Source organism: Streptomyces sp. NPDC003379 (assembly GCF_053589195.1).
In genome coordinates this window covers 1-17674 of sequence record NZ_JBSFRK010000003.1, presented here as the reverse complement: position 1 = coordinate 17674, position 17674 = coordinate 1, and the positions used below count along the sequence as shown (strand labels likewise).

The 17674-nt window shown below is 70.7% G+C and carries 15 protein-coding genes; 9 read left to right on the top strand and 6 right to left on the bottom strand.

The annotated features are described in order from the left end of the window. The first annotated feature begins 21 nt into the window (after positions 1-21). The 6 genes from ACWDVB_RS04010 to ptlD all read left to right on the top strand — a co-directional run bounded on the left by ACWDVB_RS04010 (position 22) and on the right by ptlD (position 7813). On the top strand, positions 22-1086 hold the full coding sequence (locus tag ACWDVB_RS04010) for a branched-chain amino acid aminotransferase (protein WP_451514024.1): 1065 nt from the start codon (positions 22-24) through the stop codon (positions 1084-1086). Between the two features lie 309 nt (positions 1087-1395). Further along, a complete protein-coding gene (penM, locus tag ACWDVB_RS04005; protein WP_451514025.1) occupies positions 1396-2592 on the top strand; it encodes a pentalenolactone synthase in 1197 nt (398 codons plus the stop codon). 32 nt (positions 2593-2624) lie between these two features. Then, entirely contained in the window at positions 2625-3476 is an 852-nt protein-coding gene (gene ptlH / locus ACWDVB_RS04000) for a 1-deoxypentalenic acid 11-beta-hydroxylase (protein ID WP_451514026.1), read from the top strand. A 14-nt stretch (positions 3477-3490) separates the two neighbouring features. Next, positions 3491-4963, top strand: a complete 1473-nt coding sequence (locus ACWDVB_RS03995; protein ID WP_451514027.1) for an MFS transporter — start codon at positions 3491-3493, stop codon at positions 4961-4963. A 43-nt stretch (positions 4964-5006) separates the two neighbouring features. Continuing rightward, a complete protein-coding gene (gene ptlE / locus ACWDVB_RS03990; RefSeq protein WP_451514028.1) occupies positions 5007-6821 on the top strand; it encodes a neopentalenolactone/pentalenolactone D synthase in 1815 nt (604 codons plus the stop codon). A 56-nt stretch (positions 6822-6877) separates the two neighbouring features. After that, on the top strand, positions 6878-7813 hold the full coding sequence (gene ptlD, locus ACWDVB_RS03985; RefSeq protein WP_451514029.1) for a neopentalenolactone/pentalenolactone F synthase: 936 nt from the start codon (positions 6878-6880) through the stop codon (positions 7811-7813). Here the strand turns inward: ptlD and ACWDVB_RS03980 are convergent. The 5 genes from ACWDVB_RS03980 to ACWDVB_RS03960 form a co-directional block, all read right to left on the bottom strand. Then, positions 7770-8957, bottom strand: coding sequence for an acyl-CoA dehydrogenase family protein (locus ACWDVB_RS03980; protein ID WP_451514030.1), 1188 nt, complete (start codon positions 8955-8957; stop codon positions 7770-7772). The genes ptlD and ACWDVB_RS03980 overlap by 44 nt on opposite strands. 126 nt (positions 8958-9083) lie before the next feature. Further along, positions 9084-9530 (bottom strand): ferredoxin, encoded by a 447-nt coding sequence (locus ACWDVB_RS03975; RefSeq protein ID WP_451514031.1) that lies wholly within the window; start codon positions 9528-9530, stop codon positions 9084-9086. Between the two features lie 237 nt (positions 9531-9767). Next, a complete protein-coding gene (locus ACWDVB_RS03970; RefSeq protein ID WP_451514032.1) occupies positions 9768-10325 on the bottom strand; it encodes a hypothetical protein in 558 nt (185 codons plus the stop codon). Positions 10326-10373: 48 nt separating this feature from the next. Next, on the bottom strand, positions 10374-11873 hold the full coding sequence (locus ACWDVB_RS03965; RefSeq protein ID WP_451514033.1) for a PepSY-associated TM helix domain-containing protein: 1500 nt from the start codon (positions 11871-11873) through the stop codon (positions 10374-10376). 99 nt (positions 11874-11972) lie between these two features. After that, complete coding sequence (locus tag ACWDVB_RS03960; RefSeq protein WP_451514034.1) at positions 11973-13040, bottom strand: cation diffusion facilitator family transporter; 1068 nt, start codon at positions 13038-13040, stop codon at positions 11973-11975. A 94-nt stretch (positions 13041-13134) separates the two neighbouring features. Between ACWDVB_RS03960 and ACWDVB_RS03955 the strand changes: the two genes are divergently transcribed. Continuing rightward, positions 13135-13485, top strand: a complete 351-nt coding sequence (locus tag ACWDVB_RS03955; protein ID WP_451514035.1) for an ArsR/SmtB family transcription factor — start codon at positions 13135-13137, stop codon at positions 13483-13485. 103 nt (positions 13486-13588) lie between these two features. Then, positions 13589-14788, top strand: a complete 1200-nt coding sequence (locus ACWDVB_RS03950; RefSeq protein ID WP_451514036.1) for a cytochrome P450 — start codon at positions 13589-13591, stop codon at positions 14786-14788. A gap of 40 nt (positions 14789-14828) precedes the next feature. Here ACWDVB_RS03950 and pstS read toward each other — a convergent pair whose 3' ends face one another. Then, the gene (gene pstS / locus ACWDVB_RS03945) at positions 14829-15929 is read right to left on the bottom strand and encodes a phosphate ABC transporter substrate-binding protein PstS (protein WP_451514037.1); all 1101 of its coding nucleotides are present in this window, start codon (positions 15927-15929) and stop codon (positions 14829-14831) included. A 235-nt stretch (positions 15930-16164) separates the two neighbouring features. Here pstS and argG point away from each other — a divergent pair, with 235 nt between their 5' ends. Further along, positions 16165-17616, top strand: a complete 1452-nt coding sequence (argG, locus tag ACWDVB_RS03940) for an argininosuccinate synthase (protein WP_451514038.1) — start codon at positions 16165-16167, stop codon at positions 17614-17616. The last annotated feature ends 58 nt before the right edge of the window (positions 17617-17674 follow it).

Genomic DNA, 17674 nt, shown 5'->3' with positions numbered 1-17674 from the left:
CCCACGCACAAGGAGATCACCATGACGTCGCTTCTGGAGCAGCCCACCGTCCGGCCCGCCTCGCCCGGCCACGGGGACGCCTTCACCCAGCACCTCTACTCCATGCGGTACTCCCCCGAACGCGGGTGGTACGACGGCTCGCTGCAGCCGATGGAGAACCTGTCCCTGCACCCGGCCACCATAGGCCTGCACTACGGCCAGGTGATCTTCGAGGGCATGAAGGCGTTCCGCCAGGCCGACGGGGCGGTAGCGGTCTTCCGGCCGTGGGAGAACGCCCGCCGCTTCCGCCGCTCCGCCGCGCGCCTGGCCATGCCCGAGCTCCCCGAGGACCTGTACATGGAGGGCGTCGACCAGGTCGTCGCCGCCGACCAGGGCGCGCTCTCCGACCACCCGGACCACAGCCTCTACCTGCGTCCGCTGATGTTCGCCACCGACGTGAACCTGATGCTGCGCCCCTCGGAGGACTACCGGTTCCTGGTCCTCGCGTTCGTGGCGGGCGGCTTCTTCGGTGACGAGGTGCGCCCGGTGTCCGTGCTGATCTGCCGTACGCAGAGCCGTGCGATGCCCGACGGCACGGGTGACGTCAAGTGCGCCGCGAACTACGCCCCGTCGTTCGTCGCCCAGCGCCAGGCCCAGGAGGCGGGCTGCCAGCAGGTGGTGTGGCTGGACTCCGTCGAGCGGCGCTGGGTGGAGGAGATGGGCGGCATGAACCTGTTCTTCGTACGGGGCAGCGGTCCCGACGCCGAGGTGACCACCACCCCGCTGACCGGCACCCTGCTGCCGGGCGTCACCCGCGACTCGCTGCTCCGCCTCGCCGCGCGCCTCGGCCACCGGGTCGGCGAACGCCCCGTCTCGGTCGACGAATGGCGCGCCGGATGCGCGAGCGGCGAGATCACCGAGGTGTTCGCCTGCGGTACGGCGGCGGTGCTCACACCGGTCGGCACCGTGCGCGACGGCGAGGGCGGCGACTGGACCGTGGGAGACGGCGAGATGGGCCCGGTGACACGGAAGCTGCGGCAGGCGCTGGTCGACCTCCAGCACGGCCGCGCCGCCGACCCGGACGGCTGGCTGCACCACGTGCGCTGACGCCGAGACGAAGTGGTCCCTAGAAAACCAGGGCTCACTTATATAAGCTCGTTGAAGCATCGGTGGTCAGCGCCTGCGGCGGTACGCGGGCTGCACCCGGCCTCCATGACGCAATGACGCGTCGACCCACGTCAACAGCACAGGGTGAGGAATGCGCGTCGGCGGGAATTCAAGTGATTACCGACCACATAGTCTGCCGACGCGCAGGCATTCACCTTGCATTGCTATTTCCCGCCGACGTAAAAGAACAGCCAAATTCACGACTCAAGCTTATTGACACAAAAAACCGAAGCCTATGAGCATGACCGCATGAAGGAACTTCCGAGGTTTCCGTTCGACAACCCGGCCGTGATCGGCATCGCGCCCCAGATGCGCGCCCTGCAGCAGGAAGGGCCGATCACCAAGGTGCGGATCGCCGGTGAGGACGCCTGGCTGGTCACCCGCTACGACGAGGTGAGGAAACTGCTCGCCGACCGTCGGCTCGGTCTCAGCAATCCCTGTCCGGAGCGGTCGGCCAACAGCGCGGCCAGGAAATTCATGGTCGCGCTGATGGCCGGGGACGACTACGACACCGAGGCTCCCAGGCACGCGCAGATGCGCGCGCTGCTCGTGCCCCGGTTCTCCACTCGCCGGATGCGCCTCATGAAGACCCGGATCGAGCACCACGTGGACGAGCTGCTCGACCAGTTGGCCGCCGGCACTCCGCCGGCCGACCTGCACCACGCGCTGTCGTTCCCGTTGCCGACCATGGTGATCTGCGATCTCCTCGGCGTGCCGCTGGCCGACCGGGAGCGGTTCGGGCAGTGGGCGAGAGGCACATTCGACCAGAGCGACAACGCGCACTCGGCGAACACCTTTCAACAGGTTGTCGACTACATGACGGAACTGGTGGCGCGCAAGCGGACCGAGCCGGGCGACGACATCCTGTCCGAGCTGATCGCCGACAAGGACGGCGCGCTGTCCGACGCGGAGATCGCCCACTTGGGTAATGCCGTGCTGTTGTTCGGCTACGAGACCACCATTGTCCGTATCGACCTGGGCACCCTGCTGCTGCTGCGCAATCCGGCCCAGCGTGCCCTGCTCGCCGAGAAGCCCGAACTCGCGCCGGCCGCGGTCGAGGAGATCCTGCGCCTCGGCGTCGGCGGCAAGGGATCCAACGCGCTGATACCCCGCTACGCGCACGGCGACATCACCGTCGGCGAGACAGTGATCCGGACCGGAGACGCGGTGAAGCTGGCCATCGGCGCGGCCAACTACGACAGCCGGGCGTTCCCCGACGGGGACCTGTTGGACCTGACCCGGGAGAAGCCCAGGTCGCATCTGGCGTTCGGGCACGGCGCCCGGCACTGCATCGGCCGCGCGCTGGCCCGGATCGAGCTGACCGCGGTGTTCGAGCGGCTGTTCCGCAGACTGCCCGACCTGCGGCTCGCGGTACCGGAGGAGTCGCTGCGCTGGCAGGAGCACCGGATCACCGGCGGGTTCGACGAACTGCCCGTCACCTTCTGACCCCCGCACAGACGTCACGAGGACAAGGAATCATGACGGACACTCTCAGCGACTACGTCGACTGCACGCCTCTGCTCGACGACCGTGAGGCCCTCGACCGGTTCTACGACGAGCACGGCTACGTCTATCTGCGTGGCGCTCTGGACCGTGAACTCGTACGGAGCGCCGCCGAGCAGATGCTGGAGGGCCTGATCGCACTCGGCCACGCCGCCCCCGGCACCACGCTCGACACCCTCACCATCGACTCCTTCGAGGCGGTCGACGAGGTGGCGATGCACGACTACGTCAAGTACGACGACCTGTGGAACCACCCCTCGACCCGCAAGGTCTGGGAGAAGGTCTTCGGCGAGCCCGTCTTCGTCTTCAAGTCGACGACGATCCGCTACTACCCCTCCGCCGCGGGCTCCGCGGAGCCGAGCTTCCTGACGCCGCTGCACCAGGACGGCTTCTACATCGGCCCGAACAAGGACTTCCGCACCGCCTGGATACCTCTGCTCCCGACGACCCGCGACATAGGCGGCGTCGCCGTCGCCGACGGCAGCCACAAGAAGGGCCCGCGCGAGCACGTCGTCACCGAGAACTTCCGCCGGTTCGGCCACCCCGTGCGCGGTATCCCGGCGGAGGAGTTCGGCGCCGACGAGCAGCTGCTGTTCTCGCCCATGGAACCGGGCGACGTGATTCTCTTCCACGCCTTCATGTGTCACAAGTCCATCCCGAACGTCTCGGTGGACCCGGCCGGCATGCGGATGTCGATGGACACCCGCGTCCAACCCGCCTCCTCGCACCGCGGGTTCAACGCCCTGACCCCGTGGCCGGAGTCCGCGAAGGACCCCTCCAAGGGCATCTTCTCGAAGATCACCGGCACCCCCGCCACCATCGAGTGATGGGGAGGCAGCGCATGACGAAACGCGAGGGCCTCCCCCCTCTGAAGGGGCCCGACCCTCTGAAGGGGCCCAACGCGACACCGGAGCCCCCGGCCGGCCCGGAACCCGCCGCCGCGGGGCTCAGTGGCATCGCCCTCATGGTGGTGCTCACCGGATACGCCCTGTCCATCGTGGACGCCTCCATCGTCAATGTGGCGCTGACCCCGATCAGTGACGACCTCCACGGCGGCCCCGCCGCACTGGAGCTGGTGGTGTCCGGCTACGGCCTCACCTACGCCCTCGGCCTGGTCCTTGGCGGCCGACTCGGCGACGCCTTCGGCAGACGGCGCCTGTACGCCTACGGGCTCGCGGCGTTCACCGTCACCTCGGCCCTGTGCGGACTCGCCCCGACCATGGAGTTCCTCGTCACGGCCCGGCTGCTGCAAGGTGCCGCCGCCGCCATGCTCGTACCGCAGGTGCTCGCGACGATCCAGGCGGTCACCGAGGGCCAGGCGCGCGCCCGGGCGATCGGCATGTACGGCGCGACCGCGGCCCTCGGCATGGTCATCGGACAGATCCTGGGCGGTCTGCTCGTCTCGCTGGACGTCGCCGGGATGGGCTGGCGGTCGGTCTTCGCGATCAATGTGCCGATCGGGGTGGCCGCGCTGCTGGCCGTCCGACGCGTCCCCGCGACCAAGGCCGACGCGAAACCGGGCTTCGACCCGCTGGGCACCTTGCTGTTCGGTGTCACCATGGTCTGTGTCCTGGCCGTGGTCGTGGCCGGCCCCGAACTGGGCTGGCCGCTGTGGCTGTGGTCGCTGCTCGGGGTCGCCGCCGTGGGGGCGCTGGCGCTGGCGCGGGTCGAGCGCGGACTGGAGGCGCGGGGCGGCTCACCGCTGCTGTCCCCGTCGGTGCTGTCCCATCCGGGGATGCGCAGAGGGCTCGCGGCGATGGTGCCGTTCTCGGCCGGCTTCGGTGCCTTCCTGTTCGTCTACGCGCTGATCGCGCAGGGACACTTCGGCCTCGACGGGCTCGCCTCCGGCGGGGTCCTGGCGCCGTTCGCCGTGGCGTTCTTCGTGGTGGCGCGGTTCACCCCGAGGATCGCGGCGGCGCTGGGCAGCCGGATCGTCACCCTGGGCGCCCTCGTCCAGGGCGCGGGCCTGCTGCTCCTCGCCCTGGTGATCCGGCTGGGCTGGCCGCATCCCTCCCTGACGCTCGTGCTCGTCGGGATCGCCCTCTTCGGCGTGGGCGCGGCGCTGACCGGCCCGACGCTGTTCCGGATGATCCTCGCCGACGTACCGCCCGCGCAGGCCGGCATGGGCAGCGGTGTGCTGGTGACCAGCCAGCAGATGGCGACCGCGCTGGGCGCGACCGTCGGCGGAACCCTGTATCTCTCCCTGGCAGGTTCGCTGTCGACGGCGTCGGCGGCCGTGCTCGTCCTCGCCCTGTTGACGTGTTTCTCGGTGACCGTTCTCGTGATCAGCCTGAAGCTCCCCGACCCCCGCTGACACCCGCTGTTTCCCTTCCGTCCCCTTGCCCCGAGGAGGAGCTGTGGCCCGCGCCGAGAGCGACGACCGTAGCGATGAGACACCGACCATCGACCTGGAGGCGGTGAGGGAGAAATACCGGCAGGAGCGCGACAAGCGCAGCGTCGGTCGCTCCTACCAGTTCGCGCGCGGTGACTTCAGCCGCTACGCGCGAGACCCCTACACCGAGCGGCAGGAGCGCGAGCCGCTCACCGACGAGGTGGACGTCGCCGTCGTCGGCGCCGGCATCGGCGGCCTGCTGACCGGCGCCCATCTGCGCAAGGAGACCGGCCTGGAGCGCATCCGGCTGATCGACGAGGCCGGTGACGTCGGCGGCACCTGGTACTGGAACCGCTTCCCCGGCGTCCGGTGCGACGTCGAGAGCTACATCTACATGCCGCTGCTCGAAGAGATCGGCACGATACCCACCGAGAAGTACTCCACCGGGCCGGAGATCTTCGCCCACCTCCAACAGATCGCCCACAAGTACGGCCTCTACCGCGACGCCCTCTTCCAGACCGCCGTCACCGAGCTGCGCTGGGACGAGGCCGCCGGGAAGTGGCTGGTGAGCACCGACCGCGGGGATCTGATCCGGGCCCGGTACGTGGCCATGTCGATCGGTCTGATGCACCGCCCCAAACTCCCCGCGCTGCCGGGCCTGGAGACGTTCGCCGGGCACTCCTTCCACACCAGCCGCTGGGACTTCGACTACACCGGCGGCGACAGCACCGGCGGTCTGACCAAGCTGAAGGACAAGAAGGTCGGCGTCATCGGCACCGGCTCGACGACCATCCAGCTCGCCCCGCACCTCGCCGAGTGGGCCCAGCAGCTCGTCCTCTTCCAGCGCACCCCGGCCACGGTCGACGTGCGCGGCAACCGGCCCACCCCGCCCGACTGGGCGGACAGCCTCGAACCGGGCTGGCAGCAGCGCCGGATGGAGAACTTCCACGCGCTGACCTCCGGGATCCCCCAGGACGAGGACCTGGTCCAGGACCGCTGGACCCAGACCACGGCCAAGCTGGCCGCCGCGATCCTGCCCACCGGCGACACCGGGGGCGACCCGAAGGAGCGGGCGCTCGCGGCCGAACGGGCGGACTTCCTCAAGATGGAGGAGCTGCGCGCCCGCATCGACAGCGTCGTCACCGACCCCGCGACCGCCGCCGCCCTCAAGCCGTACTACCGCGTGTACTGCAAGCGGCCCTGCTTCCACGACGGCTACCTCCAGACCTTCAACCGGCCCAATGTGACCCTGGTCGACACCCAGGGGCAGGGCGTGGAGCGGCTCACCGCGGCCGGGGTGGTCGCGAACGGCCGGGAGTACCCGGTCGACTGCCTGATCTTCGCCACCGGCTACGAGCACGAGTTCGCCGTCCCGTACACCGACCGCGCCGGCTACGACATCGTCGGCCGCGGCGGCGTGAAGCTGTCGGAGAAGTGGGCGGACGGGGCGCACACCCTGCACGGACTCCAGGTGAACGGCTTCCCCAACTGCTTCATCCTGTCCAAGGTCCAAGCCGGTCGGCACGTCAACATCGCCTACATGCTGGGCGAGCAGACCCGGCACCTCGCGCACATCGTCAAGTGCGTCGAGGAGCGCGGCCACCAGGTCGTGGAGGCATCCGAGGCCGGTGAGAAGGAGTGGGTCGAGGAAATCCTCCGGCTCGCCGCCAACGGCATCGACTTCCTGGAGAACTGCACGCCCGGCCTCTACAACAACGAGGGCGACCCGGGCGGACTGCCCCTGCTCAACTCCAGCTACGGCGGCGGCTCGGTGGAGTTCGTGAACATCCTCAGGCGCTGGCGCGAGGCGGGCGACCTCGCCGGCCTCGAACTGCGCTGACCACCCCACCCTTCTGCGAACTTTCCGCGAACCTTCTGCGAAAGGCGGCAACGCCCATGGACGTAACGCCGATACCGGGCGCCGCTCTCGGCGCCGTCGTGCACGGCGCCCCTGTCACCGGCGACCTGGACCAGACCCGGGCCGAGGAGATCCGGGCGGCGCTCGACGCGCATCTCGTACTCGTCTTCCGCGGCCACGAGACCCCTTCCTACGAGGAGTTCCTGGCCTTCGGCCGCCGCTTCGGGTACATCCCGAAGACCGGTCTGACCAGCGGCGCCCACCCCGACCACAACGAGATCCTGATCGTCTCCAACCTGGTGGAGGACGGCCGCAAGATCGGCGTCGGCGACGCCGAGTGGATGGGCTGGCACACCGACTACTCCTTCCGCCCCCGCGTCTCCCAGGTCGGCTTCCTTGAGGCCCTGGAAGTGCCGACCTCCGGCGGCGGGGAGACCCTCTTCACCGACATGTACGCCCTGTACGAGTCGCTGTCGCCCGAAGAGCGCCGGCGTCTGCACTCCTACCGGGTCCGTCACGCCCTGCGCGCCGGGTACGAGGAGACCATCGAGGAGGAGCTCCAGGGCGAGGTGTCCCTCGGCGAGAGCACCGCACAGATCAGGGCCGAGGACGGCACCTCCACCATCCACCCGCTGATCGCCCGCAATCCGCGCACCGGCCGCCAGTCGGTCTACGTCAGCACCCTGAACACCAAGCGGATCGTGGACCTCGCCCCCGACGACAGCCGCAAGCTGCTCGACGAACTGCTGTCGCACGCGGGCAAGCCCCAGTACACCTACGCCCACACCTGGCAGCCCGGGGACATCGTCATGTGGGACCAGCTCGGCACCGTCCACGCCAAGCAGGCCTTCGACCCGGCCGAACGGCGCATCATGCGCCAGGTCGTCAGCATCTTCGACGACCCGACCGCCCCCTGGCGCGCGGAGGTCGCTAACGGCGGACGCGCGGCATCCCCAGGCCGATCCAGGAGATGATCTCCCGCTGGATCTCGTTGTTCCCGCCGCCGAACGTGAAGATCACGGCCGAGCGGTAGCCGCGCTCCAGTTCGCCGTGGAGGACCGCCCCCGCCGAGCCCTCCTTCAGGGCGCCCGCCGCACCGACGACCTCCATGAGCCAGGCGTACGCGTCGCGGCGCGCCTCCGAGCCGTAGACCTTGACGGCGGAGGCGTCCTGCGGGGTGAGCGTGCCCTCCTGGACGGCGTTGACCATCTGCCAGTTGAGGAGCTTCATGGCGTCGAGCCTGGTGTGGGTCCTCGCCAGGCAGCGCCGGACCCAGCCGAGGTCGATGACGCGGCGGCCGTCGACGAGCTTGGTGTCCATGGCCCAGCGCTGCACGTTGTGGAGGGCGCGGATCGCCGTGGTGCCATGGGCGGCGAGGGTGACGCGTTCGTGGTTGAGCTGGTTGGTGATCAGGCGCCAGCCCTTGTTCTCCTCGCCCACGCGGCGGGAGACGGGGACGCGGATGTTCTCGTAGTAGCTCGCGGTGGTGTCGTGCGAGGCCAGGGTGTTGATGAGGGTGCAGGAGTAGCCGGGGTCGCTCGTCGGGACGAGGAGCATGGTGATGCCCTTGTGGAGCGGAACGCCTTCCTCGGGGGCGGCGGTGCGCACGGCGAGCCAGACCCAGTCGGCTGTGTCGCCGTTGGTCGTCCAGATCTTCTGGCCGTTGACGACGTATACGTCGCCCTCTCTGACCGCTCTGGTCTTGAGCGCGGCGAGGTCGGTGCCCGCGTCGGGCTCGCTGTAGCCGATGGCGAAGTCGAGTTCGCCGGAGAGGATCCTCGGCAGGAAGTAGCTCTTCTGCTCCTCCGTGCCGAACTGCATGATCGTCGGGCCGACGGTGTTGAGCGCCATGAGCGGCAGCGGGACGCCGGCCTGCGCGGCCTCGTCGGAGAAGATGAACTGCTCCATGGGCGTGAGCCCGCGCCCGCCGTACTGCTTGGGCCATCCGACCCCGAGCCAGCCGTCCGCGCCGAGGCGCCGGACGGTCTCCCGGTAGAACCGCTTCTGGGCGGCGGGGTCGGCGTAGCGCGCGTAGACGTTGTCCGGCACCAGTTCGGCGAAGTACGCACGCAGCTCGGCGCGCAACTGCTGCTGCTCGGGCGTGTATTCGAGGTGCACGGCCCCTCCAGGCTCTTACTGGCTCGCTCGGCCTCGGACTCGGCGGCTTGAGACTTGAGGCTTGAGGCATGACGGCGCACACAGTAGAACGCGTTTCAGGAATAGGGAATGCCGGTGACGGGGTGGTCAGCCCAGTGTCGTGAGGAAGTCGTCGCAGGCCTTGGCGCAGCGTCGGCAGGCCTCCGCGCAGGTGGCCGAGGCGGGGCGCAGGTCGCAGAGGTCCGCGCACTGGAGGCAGATGGCGCGGCACCATTCGACCTGCATACGGACCCGTTGCTCGTCCTGGTCGGCCTGGTCGGCCTGCTCGCCGAGGAGGCGGGAGGTCGCGTCGCACACGTCGGCGCAGGCGGTGTCGACGCGGGGCGTGTTGCCCGGCTCGGCGGGGCCCTGCCGCCGGGCGCACGCGCGGACGCAGTCGTCGCAGGCCTGCGCGCAGGCGAAGCGGTCTTCCAGGTACCGGACGAGGTCCTGGTGGCTGCGCTCCTCCCGCGGCTCGCTCGCGGGCGCGGGGTGCGCGGTATGAGCGCGGTGCGCGGGGTGCGGCACGGTCGGTGAGGATGACGTGGTGGTCACGGGACCTCTCCCTTCGGTCCCGCACGGGTAGCCGGGGCGGAGCGGGCGAAACCCGACGGTGCGGCAGCGCGGACCCTGGAGTCACGAGGCGGCCGGGAGAAGCCATGAGGGAGCCCCGCCGCGACGGGGGAGACACGGCGGGGCCCAATCTTTCGAGTGCCCGCTCAGGAGCCCGTCACACACATCAGCCCGAATCTCTTGTTCCGGGACCGGACGGCGCGGTCGCGGGCGCGGTCCTCAGTGGGTGTCCCACCAGCGGGGCGCCTGGTCGTCGGGCTCGTCGGGGCTCGCGAAGTGGAAGCGCACACCGAACGTCTCCGCCAGCGCCTCCCCGACGCGCCGCGCCTCTTCCGCCTCCGGCCAAGGAGGCACCTGCCCGTTGAGGATTCGCAGGTCGGAGCCTTCGCGGAAGGTCGTGAGGCGTAGCTCCCGGTGAGGGGCGGCTGCGTCCGCCGCGCCGGGGAAGACCGCCACGAGATCCACCATCCAGCCACTCGAATCCCCGTCCCAGACCGCCTCGATCGCCACGGGGCGACCCGGCTCGGCGCTGACGCGGTCGGCGAGGCCGGTCACCGTGGGGCGGGCCGGACGGGCGATCCGGTCTGCCAGAACCTCGTGGCGAGCGGCCACCACGTCCTGGCACGCGTTCAGGCCGGGCCGGGACTCGGCGAACCCCTCCCCGTCGAACGCCTGCCGCATCTCCTTGACCGCCCACACCCGGCGCCCCGCGACCACCAGCTCATCCACGCGCTCCCGCGTGGCCGGCGGCAGCGCGTCCCATATCCCTGTGTCCACCGCCCCATTACAGCGTGCGGAGGACGCCCGGAAACCCGACCCCCGGCTTCAGCCGTACGTCCGCCTCCCCCGCCGGTACGCGATCTCGCCCAGCGCGATGTCCACGGCGAGGAACGCCGCCAGTGGGATGCCGAGCAGGGGGACGAAGTAGCCGAGTACCGCGATCCCCGCCATCAAGGGGACCAGGACGTACGCCGGTACGTCCTGCCAGGCGCCGCGGGCCATCGGGCGGCCGAAGGAGGAGCCGCGGCCGCGCTGCCACCACATCCGGTAACCCCACACGATCAGCAGGACCAGGCAGAGGGCGAGCGCGGCGAGCGCGATCTGGTTGGCGATGCCGAAGAGCGAACCGGCGTGCGCGTCGATGCCCCAGCGCGACAGCTTGGCCAGCACGGGATAGTCGTCGAACCGCAGGACATCGGTGACCTCGCCGTTCGCGGGGTTCACGGCGACCGCGTCCTGCTTCTCGGGCCAGCTGCGCTGGATCTGCTTGACGACGTACGCCGACGACCCTGATGCCGCGTCGGCCGGCGGGACGATCTCCACGGGGTTCGAAAGACCTTGGCCGCGCGCCGACTTCAGTACGGCGTCGAGTCCGACGTCCGCGGCGTTCTTCCCGCTTCCGGCACCGGTGGATTCCCCGCCCGGACCACCCGCCGCCGCACCATGCCCGGAGTGCTCTCCTCCGGCGTCCGCTCCGGGCTCCGCTCCCGGCGTGACGCTCGCCGTCACCGCGGGCGTGGACTGGCCGATGGCGTCCCGCAGATCGCTGATGCTCCGGCCCGCGTACGTCGACCAGGTCAGCCCCGTCGCCGACAGGAAGAACAGACCGACCCCCGCCCAGACGCCCACCGAGCCGTGCAGCGACAGCGTGCGGCGACGGCCCGTCGTGTTCCGCAGCTTCCGCCGCGCCCTGCGGCGCCCGAACCACAGGACGAGGCCGCCGCCCGCGATCACCCACAGCCAGCTGGCCGCGAGTTCGCTGTAGAGACGGCCCGGCTCGCCGAGGTGCAGATCGCGGTGGAGTTCGTCGATCCAGGTGCGCAGCGGCAGGGCGCCGGACGCGCCGTACTGCTCAAGGGCGCCGCGCACCTCGCCCGTGTACGGGTTCACGAAGACGGCGAGCGTGCGATCGGGGTCGACGCCCGGCACGCCGGAGAGCAGGACGCGTGTGGTGGCGCCGTCCTCCGGCGCGGGCCGGACCGCGCCGATCGTCCCTTCCGGGTGCGCCTTGCGGGCGGCTGCCACTTGCCGTTCCAAGGGCAGTTCGCGCTTGTCCGCCGCGACGGGTACGCGCAGTTCGTCGGCGTACACGATCTTCTCGGCCTGGTACGAGCACGCGTACAGAAGGCCCGTCGTGGCGGCGACCAGGAGGAACGGCGCGATCAACAGCCCGGCGTAGAAGTGCAGACGCAGGACCAGCGGACGCAACGACGCCCAGCCGGACCGCTTTCCGAGGGGCTGGGCCTCCGCGGCGTGGGGCGGCTGCGGAGGCACGGCTGGCTGCTGCCCGTCGCCTTCGGCGAGGACGGTGGGTTCGGCGGGCATGAGGCGTTCTCCTGGATCGACGGGCCGCGGCCCGGCTGCGACCGGACCGGTCCAGGAGTCGGCCCGCGACCCCGCCGAGTTCCCGCCGCCTCCTGTGACCTACAGCACTTCGGCCGAGGCGGGTGCGTGATGGGCCAGGGGCAGATGCGGGTCGCGCTCTCCGGCGGCGGGTGCCGGGTCGGCGTGGACCAGGGCCGCCGTCAGGCGCGGGACGGCGTGCAACAGTGCGTCCTCGGCCTCGACGGCGACGTGGTGCGCCTCGCGCACGTTCAGCGACCCGTCCACGACGAGCGCCACTTCGGCGCGCAACCGGTGGCCGATCCAGCGCATCCGCAGCTCGCCGACCCCTCGTACACCACGCACCTCCAGGAGCGCCCGCTCCGCCGCGTCGACGAGCGCCGGGTCCACGGCGTCCATGACACGGCGGAACACCTCACGGGCGGCGTCCCGCAGGACCAGCAGAATCGCGGCCGTGATCAGGAGGCCGACCACGGGGTCGGCGAGCCGCACTCCGAGGGCCGCACCGCCCGCTCCGATCAGCACGGCGAGCGAGGTGAATCCGTCCGTACGCGCGTGAAGTCCGTCCGCGACGAGCGCGGCCGAGCCGATCTCGCGGCCGACGCGGATGCGGTAGCGGGCCACGCCTTCGTTGCCGACGAAGCCGATCACGGCGGCGAGGGCGACCACGGGCACATGGCTCATGTCCCGTGGATGCAGAAGCCGTTCGACGGCCGTCCAGGCGGCGAACGCGGCCGAGGCGGCGATGGTGAGGACGATGACGAGGCCCGCCAGGTCCTCGGCCCTGCCGTATCCGTACGTGAAGCGGCGTGTGGCGGCCCGTCGGCCCAGGACGAAGGCGATGCCGAGCGGCACCGCGGTCAGGGCGTCGGCCGCGTTGTGCACGGTGTCACCGAGCAGGGCGACGGAACCGGACAGCGCCACGACGACCGCCTGCGCGAGGGCCGTCAGGCCCAGTACGCCGAGGGACACCCACAGCGCCCGGATGCCGCGCGCCGAACTCTCCAGCGCGGTGTCGACCTTGTCCGCGGAGTCGTGGGAGTGGGGAGTGAGGAGGTGCCGGAAGCTGCGGCGGTGGCGGCGGGGGTGCTCGTGCTCGTGCCGGTGAGGGTGCTCGTGGGGGTGCTGGTGCTCGTTGGGGTGATTCACGTGGTGCTGCCCCTTCCGATGCGACGCGGACGGTGGCCAGGCCGGTGTGGACACCGGCCGCCCAGCCCCTCATTATGTGCGTGTGAGCGCACGCATGCATCTATCACCTGCGCACCATGCGCATCCGCACACCCCTGGCGAGGAGCAGTTCGCCCTCGCCGCCGACCTTCTGGCGCTCCTCGCCGACCGCACCCGCCTGGTCCTGCTCCGCCGTCTGACCGAGGGCGAGGCCGACGTGACCACGCTGACCGAGGTCTGCGGCGCCGCGCGCCCCGCCGTCAGCCAGCATCTGGCGAAGCTGCGCCTCGCCGGACTCGTCGGCACGCGCAAAGAGGGCCGCCGCGTCGTCTATTCGCTCCGCGACGGCCATCTGCGCCGGATCATCGACGAGGCGCTGAACCTCGCGCATCACCGGCTCGGCATCCCCGCCGGCACCACCACGTGACACCACACGATGCCGCGTGACGCCATGGTGAGCCAGCTTGGCTCGCCATGGCGTCACCTATGTGCCATGCTGGCGTCACGGCGCTCTGCATCGGAGGAACCACATGCGGCACGAACTGTCGAACGACCCCGTACGCCTGCCCACCGCCCGCCCCTCGGGCTGCCCCTTCGACCCGCCCACCGAGTTCGCGCGGCTGCGCGAGGAGCGGCCGCTCACCCGGCTGGCCTTCCCCGACGGCCACGTGGGCCGGCTCGCCACCAGCCACTCGGCGGTCCGCTCCATCCTGAGCGACTCCCGCTTCAGCTCGCGCTACGAACTCATGCACCTCCCCTACGAGACCGGGCTGACAGAGCCGCTCGGCCCGGCCCCGATCGGCGACCTCACCGGGCTCGACGCGCCCGAACACACCCGCTACCGGCGGCTGCTCACGGGCAAGTTCACGGTGCGCCGGATGCGGCTGCTCACGGAACGCGTCGAGCAGGTCACCGCTGAGTACCTCGACGCCATGGAGCGCCAGGGACCCACTCTCGACCTGGTGCAGGCGTACGCGCAGCCCATCCCCGCGCTGATGATCTGCGAACTCCTCGGAGTCCCCTACGCCGACCGCGAGTTCTTCCAGCGCAACACCGCGACGCTCATGACGCGGGGCGCCGACGAAGAGGAGCTGATCGCCGCCCTGAACGCGGGCCAGGAGTACCTCCACAAGCTGGTCCTCGCCAAGCGGACGGACCCCACCGACGACCTCCTCAGCGACCTGACCAGCAGCGACCTCAGCGACGACGAGCTCGCCGGGATCGGGTCCCTCCTGCTGAGCGCGGGTTTGGACACCACCGCCAACATGATCGCGTACGGCACCTTCGCCCTCCTGAGCAACCCGGACCAACTCGCCGCCCTGCGCGCCGATCCCGGCCTCGCCGACACGGCCGTCGAGGAGCTGATGCGCTATCTGACCATCGCGCAGATAGGAGTGCGGACCGCGCTGGAGGACGTCGAGGTGGCGGGCCAACTGGTCAGGGCGGGCGAGACGGTCGTCGTCTCCATGGAGGCGGCCAACCGCGACCCGGAACGCTTTCCCGACCCCGACACCCTGGATCTGCGCCGCAAGGCCACCGGTCACCTCGGATTCGGCTACGGCATCCACCAGTGCCTCGGGCAGCAACTGGCCCGCGTCGAGATGCGCGTCGCCCTCCCCGCGCTGCTCACCCGCTTCCCGGCGCTACGGCTCGCCGTCGCGCCCGAGGACGTTCCGCTGCGCACCGGCATGAACGTCTTCGGCGTGCACGAACTGCCCGTCACCTGGTGACAGGAGCAGGGCCGCGGCCGGGGCCGTCGGCCGGCCCCGGTCAGGAGAGCGCGCGGATCACGTCGCGCACCTGACCGGCGACGGACTCCGGCAGCGGCGCGTAGTGCAGCCGGGACAGCGGCTCCTGCCCCGCCTCGCTCGCGGTGTAGCCGAGGAACGACTTGAGGGCGGGGAGGGTCTCCTTCTGGTTCCCCTTGTCGCACACGATCTCGTACGTGACCTGCACGATCGGATACGCACCGGGCGTCGAGGCGCCGTAGCGGAACTTCAGCGTCATGTCCTTGCCCTTGCCCGCGACGCGCGCGGCCGCGATACCCGCCGACGCCGTCGTGGGCGTCGGCTCGACGGGGGCGGGCGCGCCCGTGTCGATGCTGACGGTCTTGATGTCGCGGGCCCGCGCGAAGGACAGCTCGAAGTAGCCGATCGCACCGAAGCCGGAGGTGACCTCCGAGGCGACGCCGCTCGACCCGCTCGCGGACGCGCCGCCCCTGCCCTGCCACGCCTTGCCCGCCGGGTGGTCCCAGACCTCGGGGGCGGCGCCCGCGAGGTAGGCCTGGAAGTTCTGCGTGGTGCCGGAGTCGTCGGAGCGGTGGACGGGACGGACCGGCATGGAGGGCAGCTCGGCGCCGGGGTTGAGCCGCTGGATCTTCGGGTCGTCCCAGCTGGTGATCCGCCCGTCGAACATCCGGGCGAGGGTCGGGGCGTCCAGGACCAGATCGTCGACGCCGGGCAGGTCGTACCCGATCGCGATGGGGCCGCCGACCATGGGCAGGTCGATGGCGCGACCGCCCCGGCAGACCGCCTTGGACAGGGCGACCTCATCGGGCTTCAACGCGCCGTCGGAGCCTCCGAACGCGGTGGCGCCGCGCAGGAACTGGGCGCCACCGGCCCCTGACCCGATCGGGTTGTAGGCGATCCGCACGCCGGGACAGGCGCGTTGGTACTCCTTGATCCAGTGCTTCATCGCGTTCTGCTGGGCACTCGACCCCGTCCCCTGGACCTTCCCCGCCTTCGCGCAGTCGATCCCGGCGACGGCCGCGGGGGCGGCGGACGCGTGACCGTCCCCGTCCCCCTCCCCGAGGCCCGCGAACCCGCAGCCCGCCAGAGCCATCGACAGCACGGCCGCCAGCGAGCCTGCCACGAGCGTTCCACCGCCTTGGTACGTACGTCCTGGGCGTGGGCGTGGGCGTGGGTATGGGCGTTGCAACGTCGTCCCCTCTGGATACGCGATCGGACCTGCCGCGACCGGACCTGCCGCGACCGGACCTCAGATGCTCGCCGATCAACGACGACGGCAGGTGACGCCCGGGCGAACATCGGGCGACGCACCACCCACGACGCTTGCATGGTCATGCGTTCTGATGCATACTCTTGCCATGTCCAAGGTCCTCACCTCCCTCCCCACCGGCGAGCGCGTCGGCATCGCCTTCTCCGGCGGCCTCGACACCTCCGTAGCCGTCGCCTGGATGCGCGACAAGGGCGCCGTCCCGTGCACGTACACCGCCGACATCGGCCAGTACGACGAGCCCGACATCGCCTCCGTGCCCGGCCGTGCCTCCGCGTACGGCGCCGAGATCACCCGACTCGTCGACTGCCGGGCCGCGCTGGTCGAGGAAGGCCTTGCGGCGCTCGCCTGCGGCGCGTTCCACATCAAGTCGGGCGGCCGGCCCTACTTCAACACCACGCCGCTGGGGCGTGCCGTGACCGGCACGCTCCTGGTGCGGGCCATGCTCGAGGACGGCGTGCAGATCTGGGGCGACGGCTCCACGTTCAAGGGCAACGACATCGAGCGGTTCTACCGCTACGGCCTGCTGGCCAACCCGCACCTGCGGATCTACAAGCCGTGGCTGGACGCGGACTTCGTCACGGAGCTCGGCGGCCGCAAGGAGATGTCCGAGTGGCTGGTCGCGCACGAGCTGCCCTACCGGGACTCGACGGAGCAGGCGTACTCCACGGACGCCAACATCTGGGGCGCCACGCACGAGGCGAAGACCCTGGAGCAGCTCGACACCGGGCTCGAGACCGTCGAACCGATCATGGGCGTGCGGTTCTGGGACCCGTCGGTGGAGATCGACACCGAGGACGTCACCGTCGCCTTCGACCAGGGCCGGCCGGTCTCCATCAACGGCAAGGAGTTCTCCTCCCCGGTGGACCTGGTCATGGAGGCCAACGCGATCGGCGGCCGCCACGGCCTCGGCATGTCCGACCAGATCGAGAACCGGATCATCGAGGCGAAGAGCCGCGGCATCTACGAGGCGCCCGGCATGGCGCTCCTCCACATCGCCTACGAGCGTCTCGTCAACGCGATCCACAACGAGGACACCGTCGCCGCGTACTACAATGAGGGCCGGCGCCTCGGCCGTCTCCTCTACGAGGGCCGCTGGCTGGACCCGCAGGCGCTGATGGTCCGTGAGTCGCTGCAGCGCTGGGTCGGCGCGGCGATCACCGGCGAGGTGACCCTGCGGCTGCGGCGCGGCGAGGACTACTCGATCCTCGACACGCGGGGCCCGGCGCTCAGCTACCACCCGGACAAGCTCTCCATGGAGCGGACCGAGGACTCGGCGTTCGGCCCGGTGGACCGGATCGGCCAGCTCACCATGCGCAACCTCGACATCGCGGACTCGCGCTCCCGCCTCGAGCAGTACGTGGAGCTCGGCCTGGTCGGCGCCGCCGTCCACCCGACGCCGATCGGCGCCGCGCAGGCCGCCTCGACGGGTCTGATCGGTGCCATGGACGCGGGCGGCGCCGAGGCGATCGCCTCGCGCGGCGAGACCACGGACGAGGAGACGATGCTGGACCGCGCCGCGATGGAGTCCGGCACGGACTGAGAACGGTTCACCGGTGCGGTACGCACCTGAGCGGCGGGCCCGGCGGATTCGTTCCGCC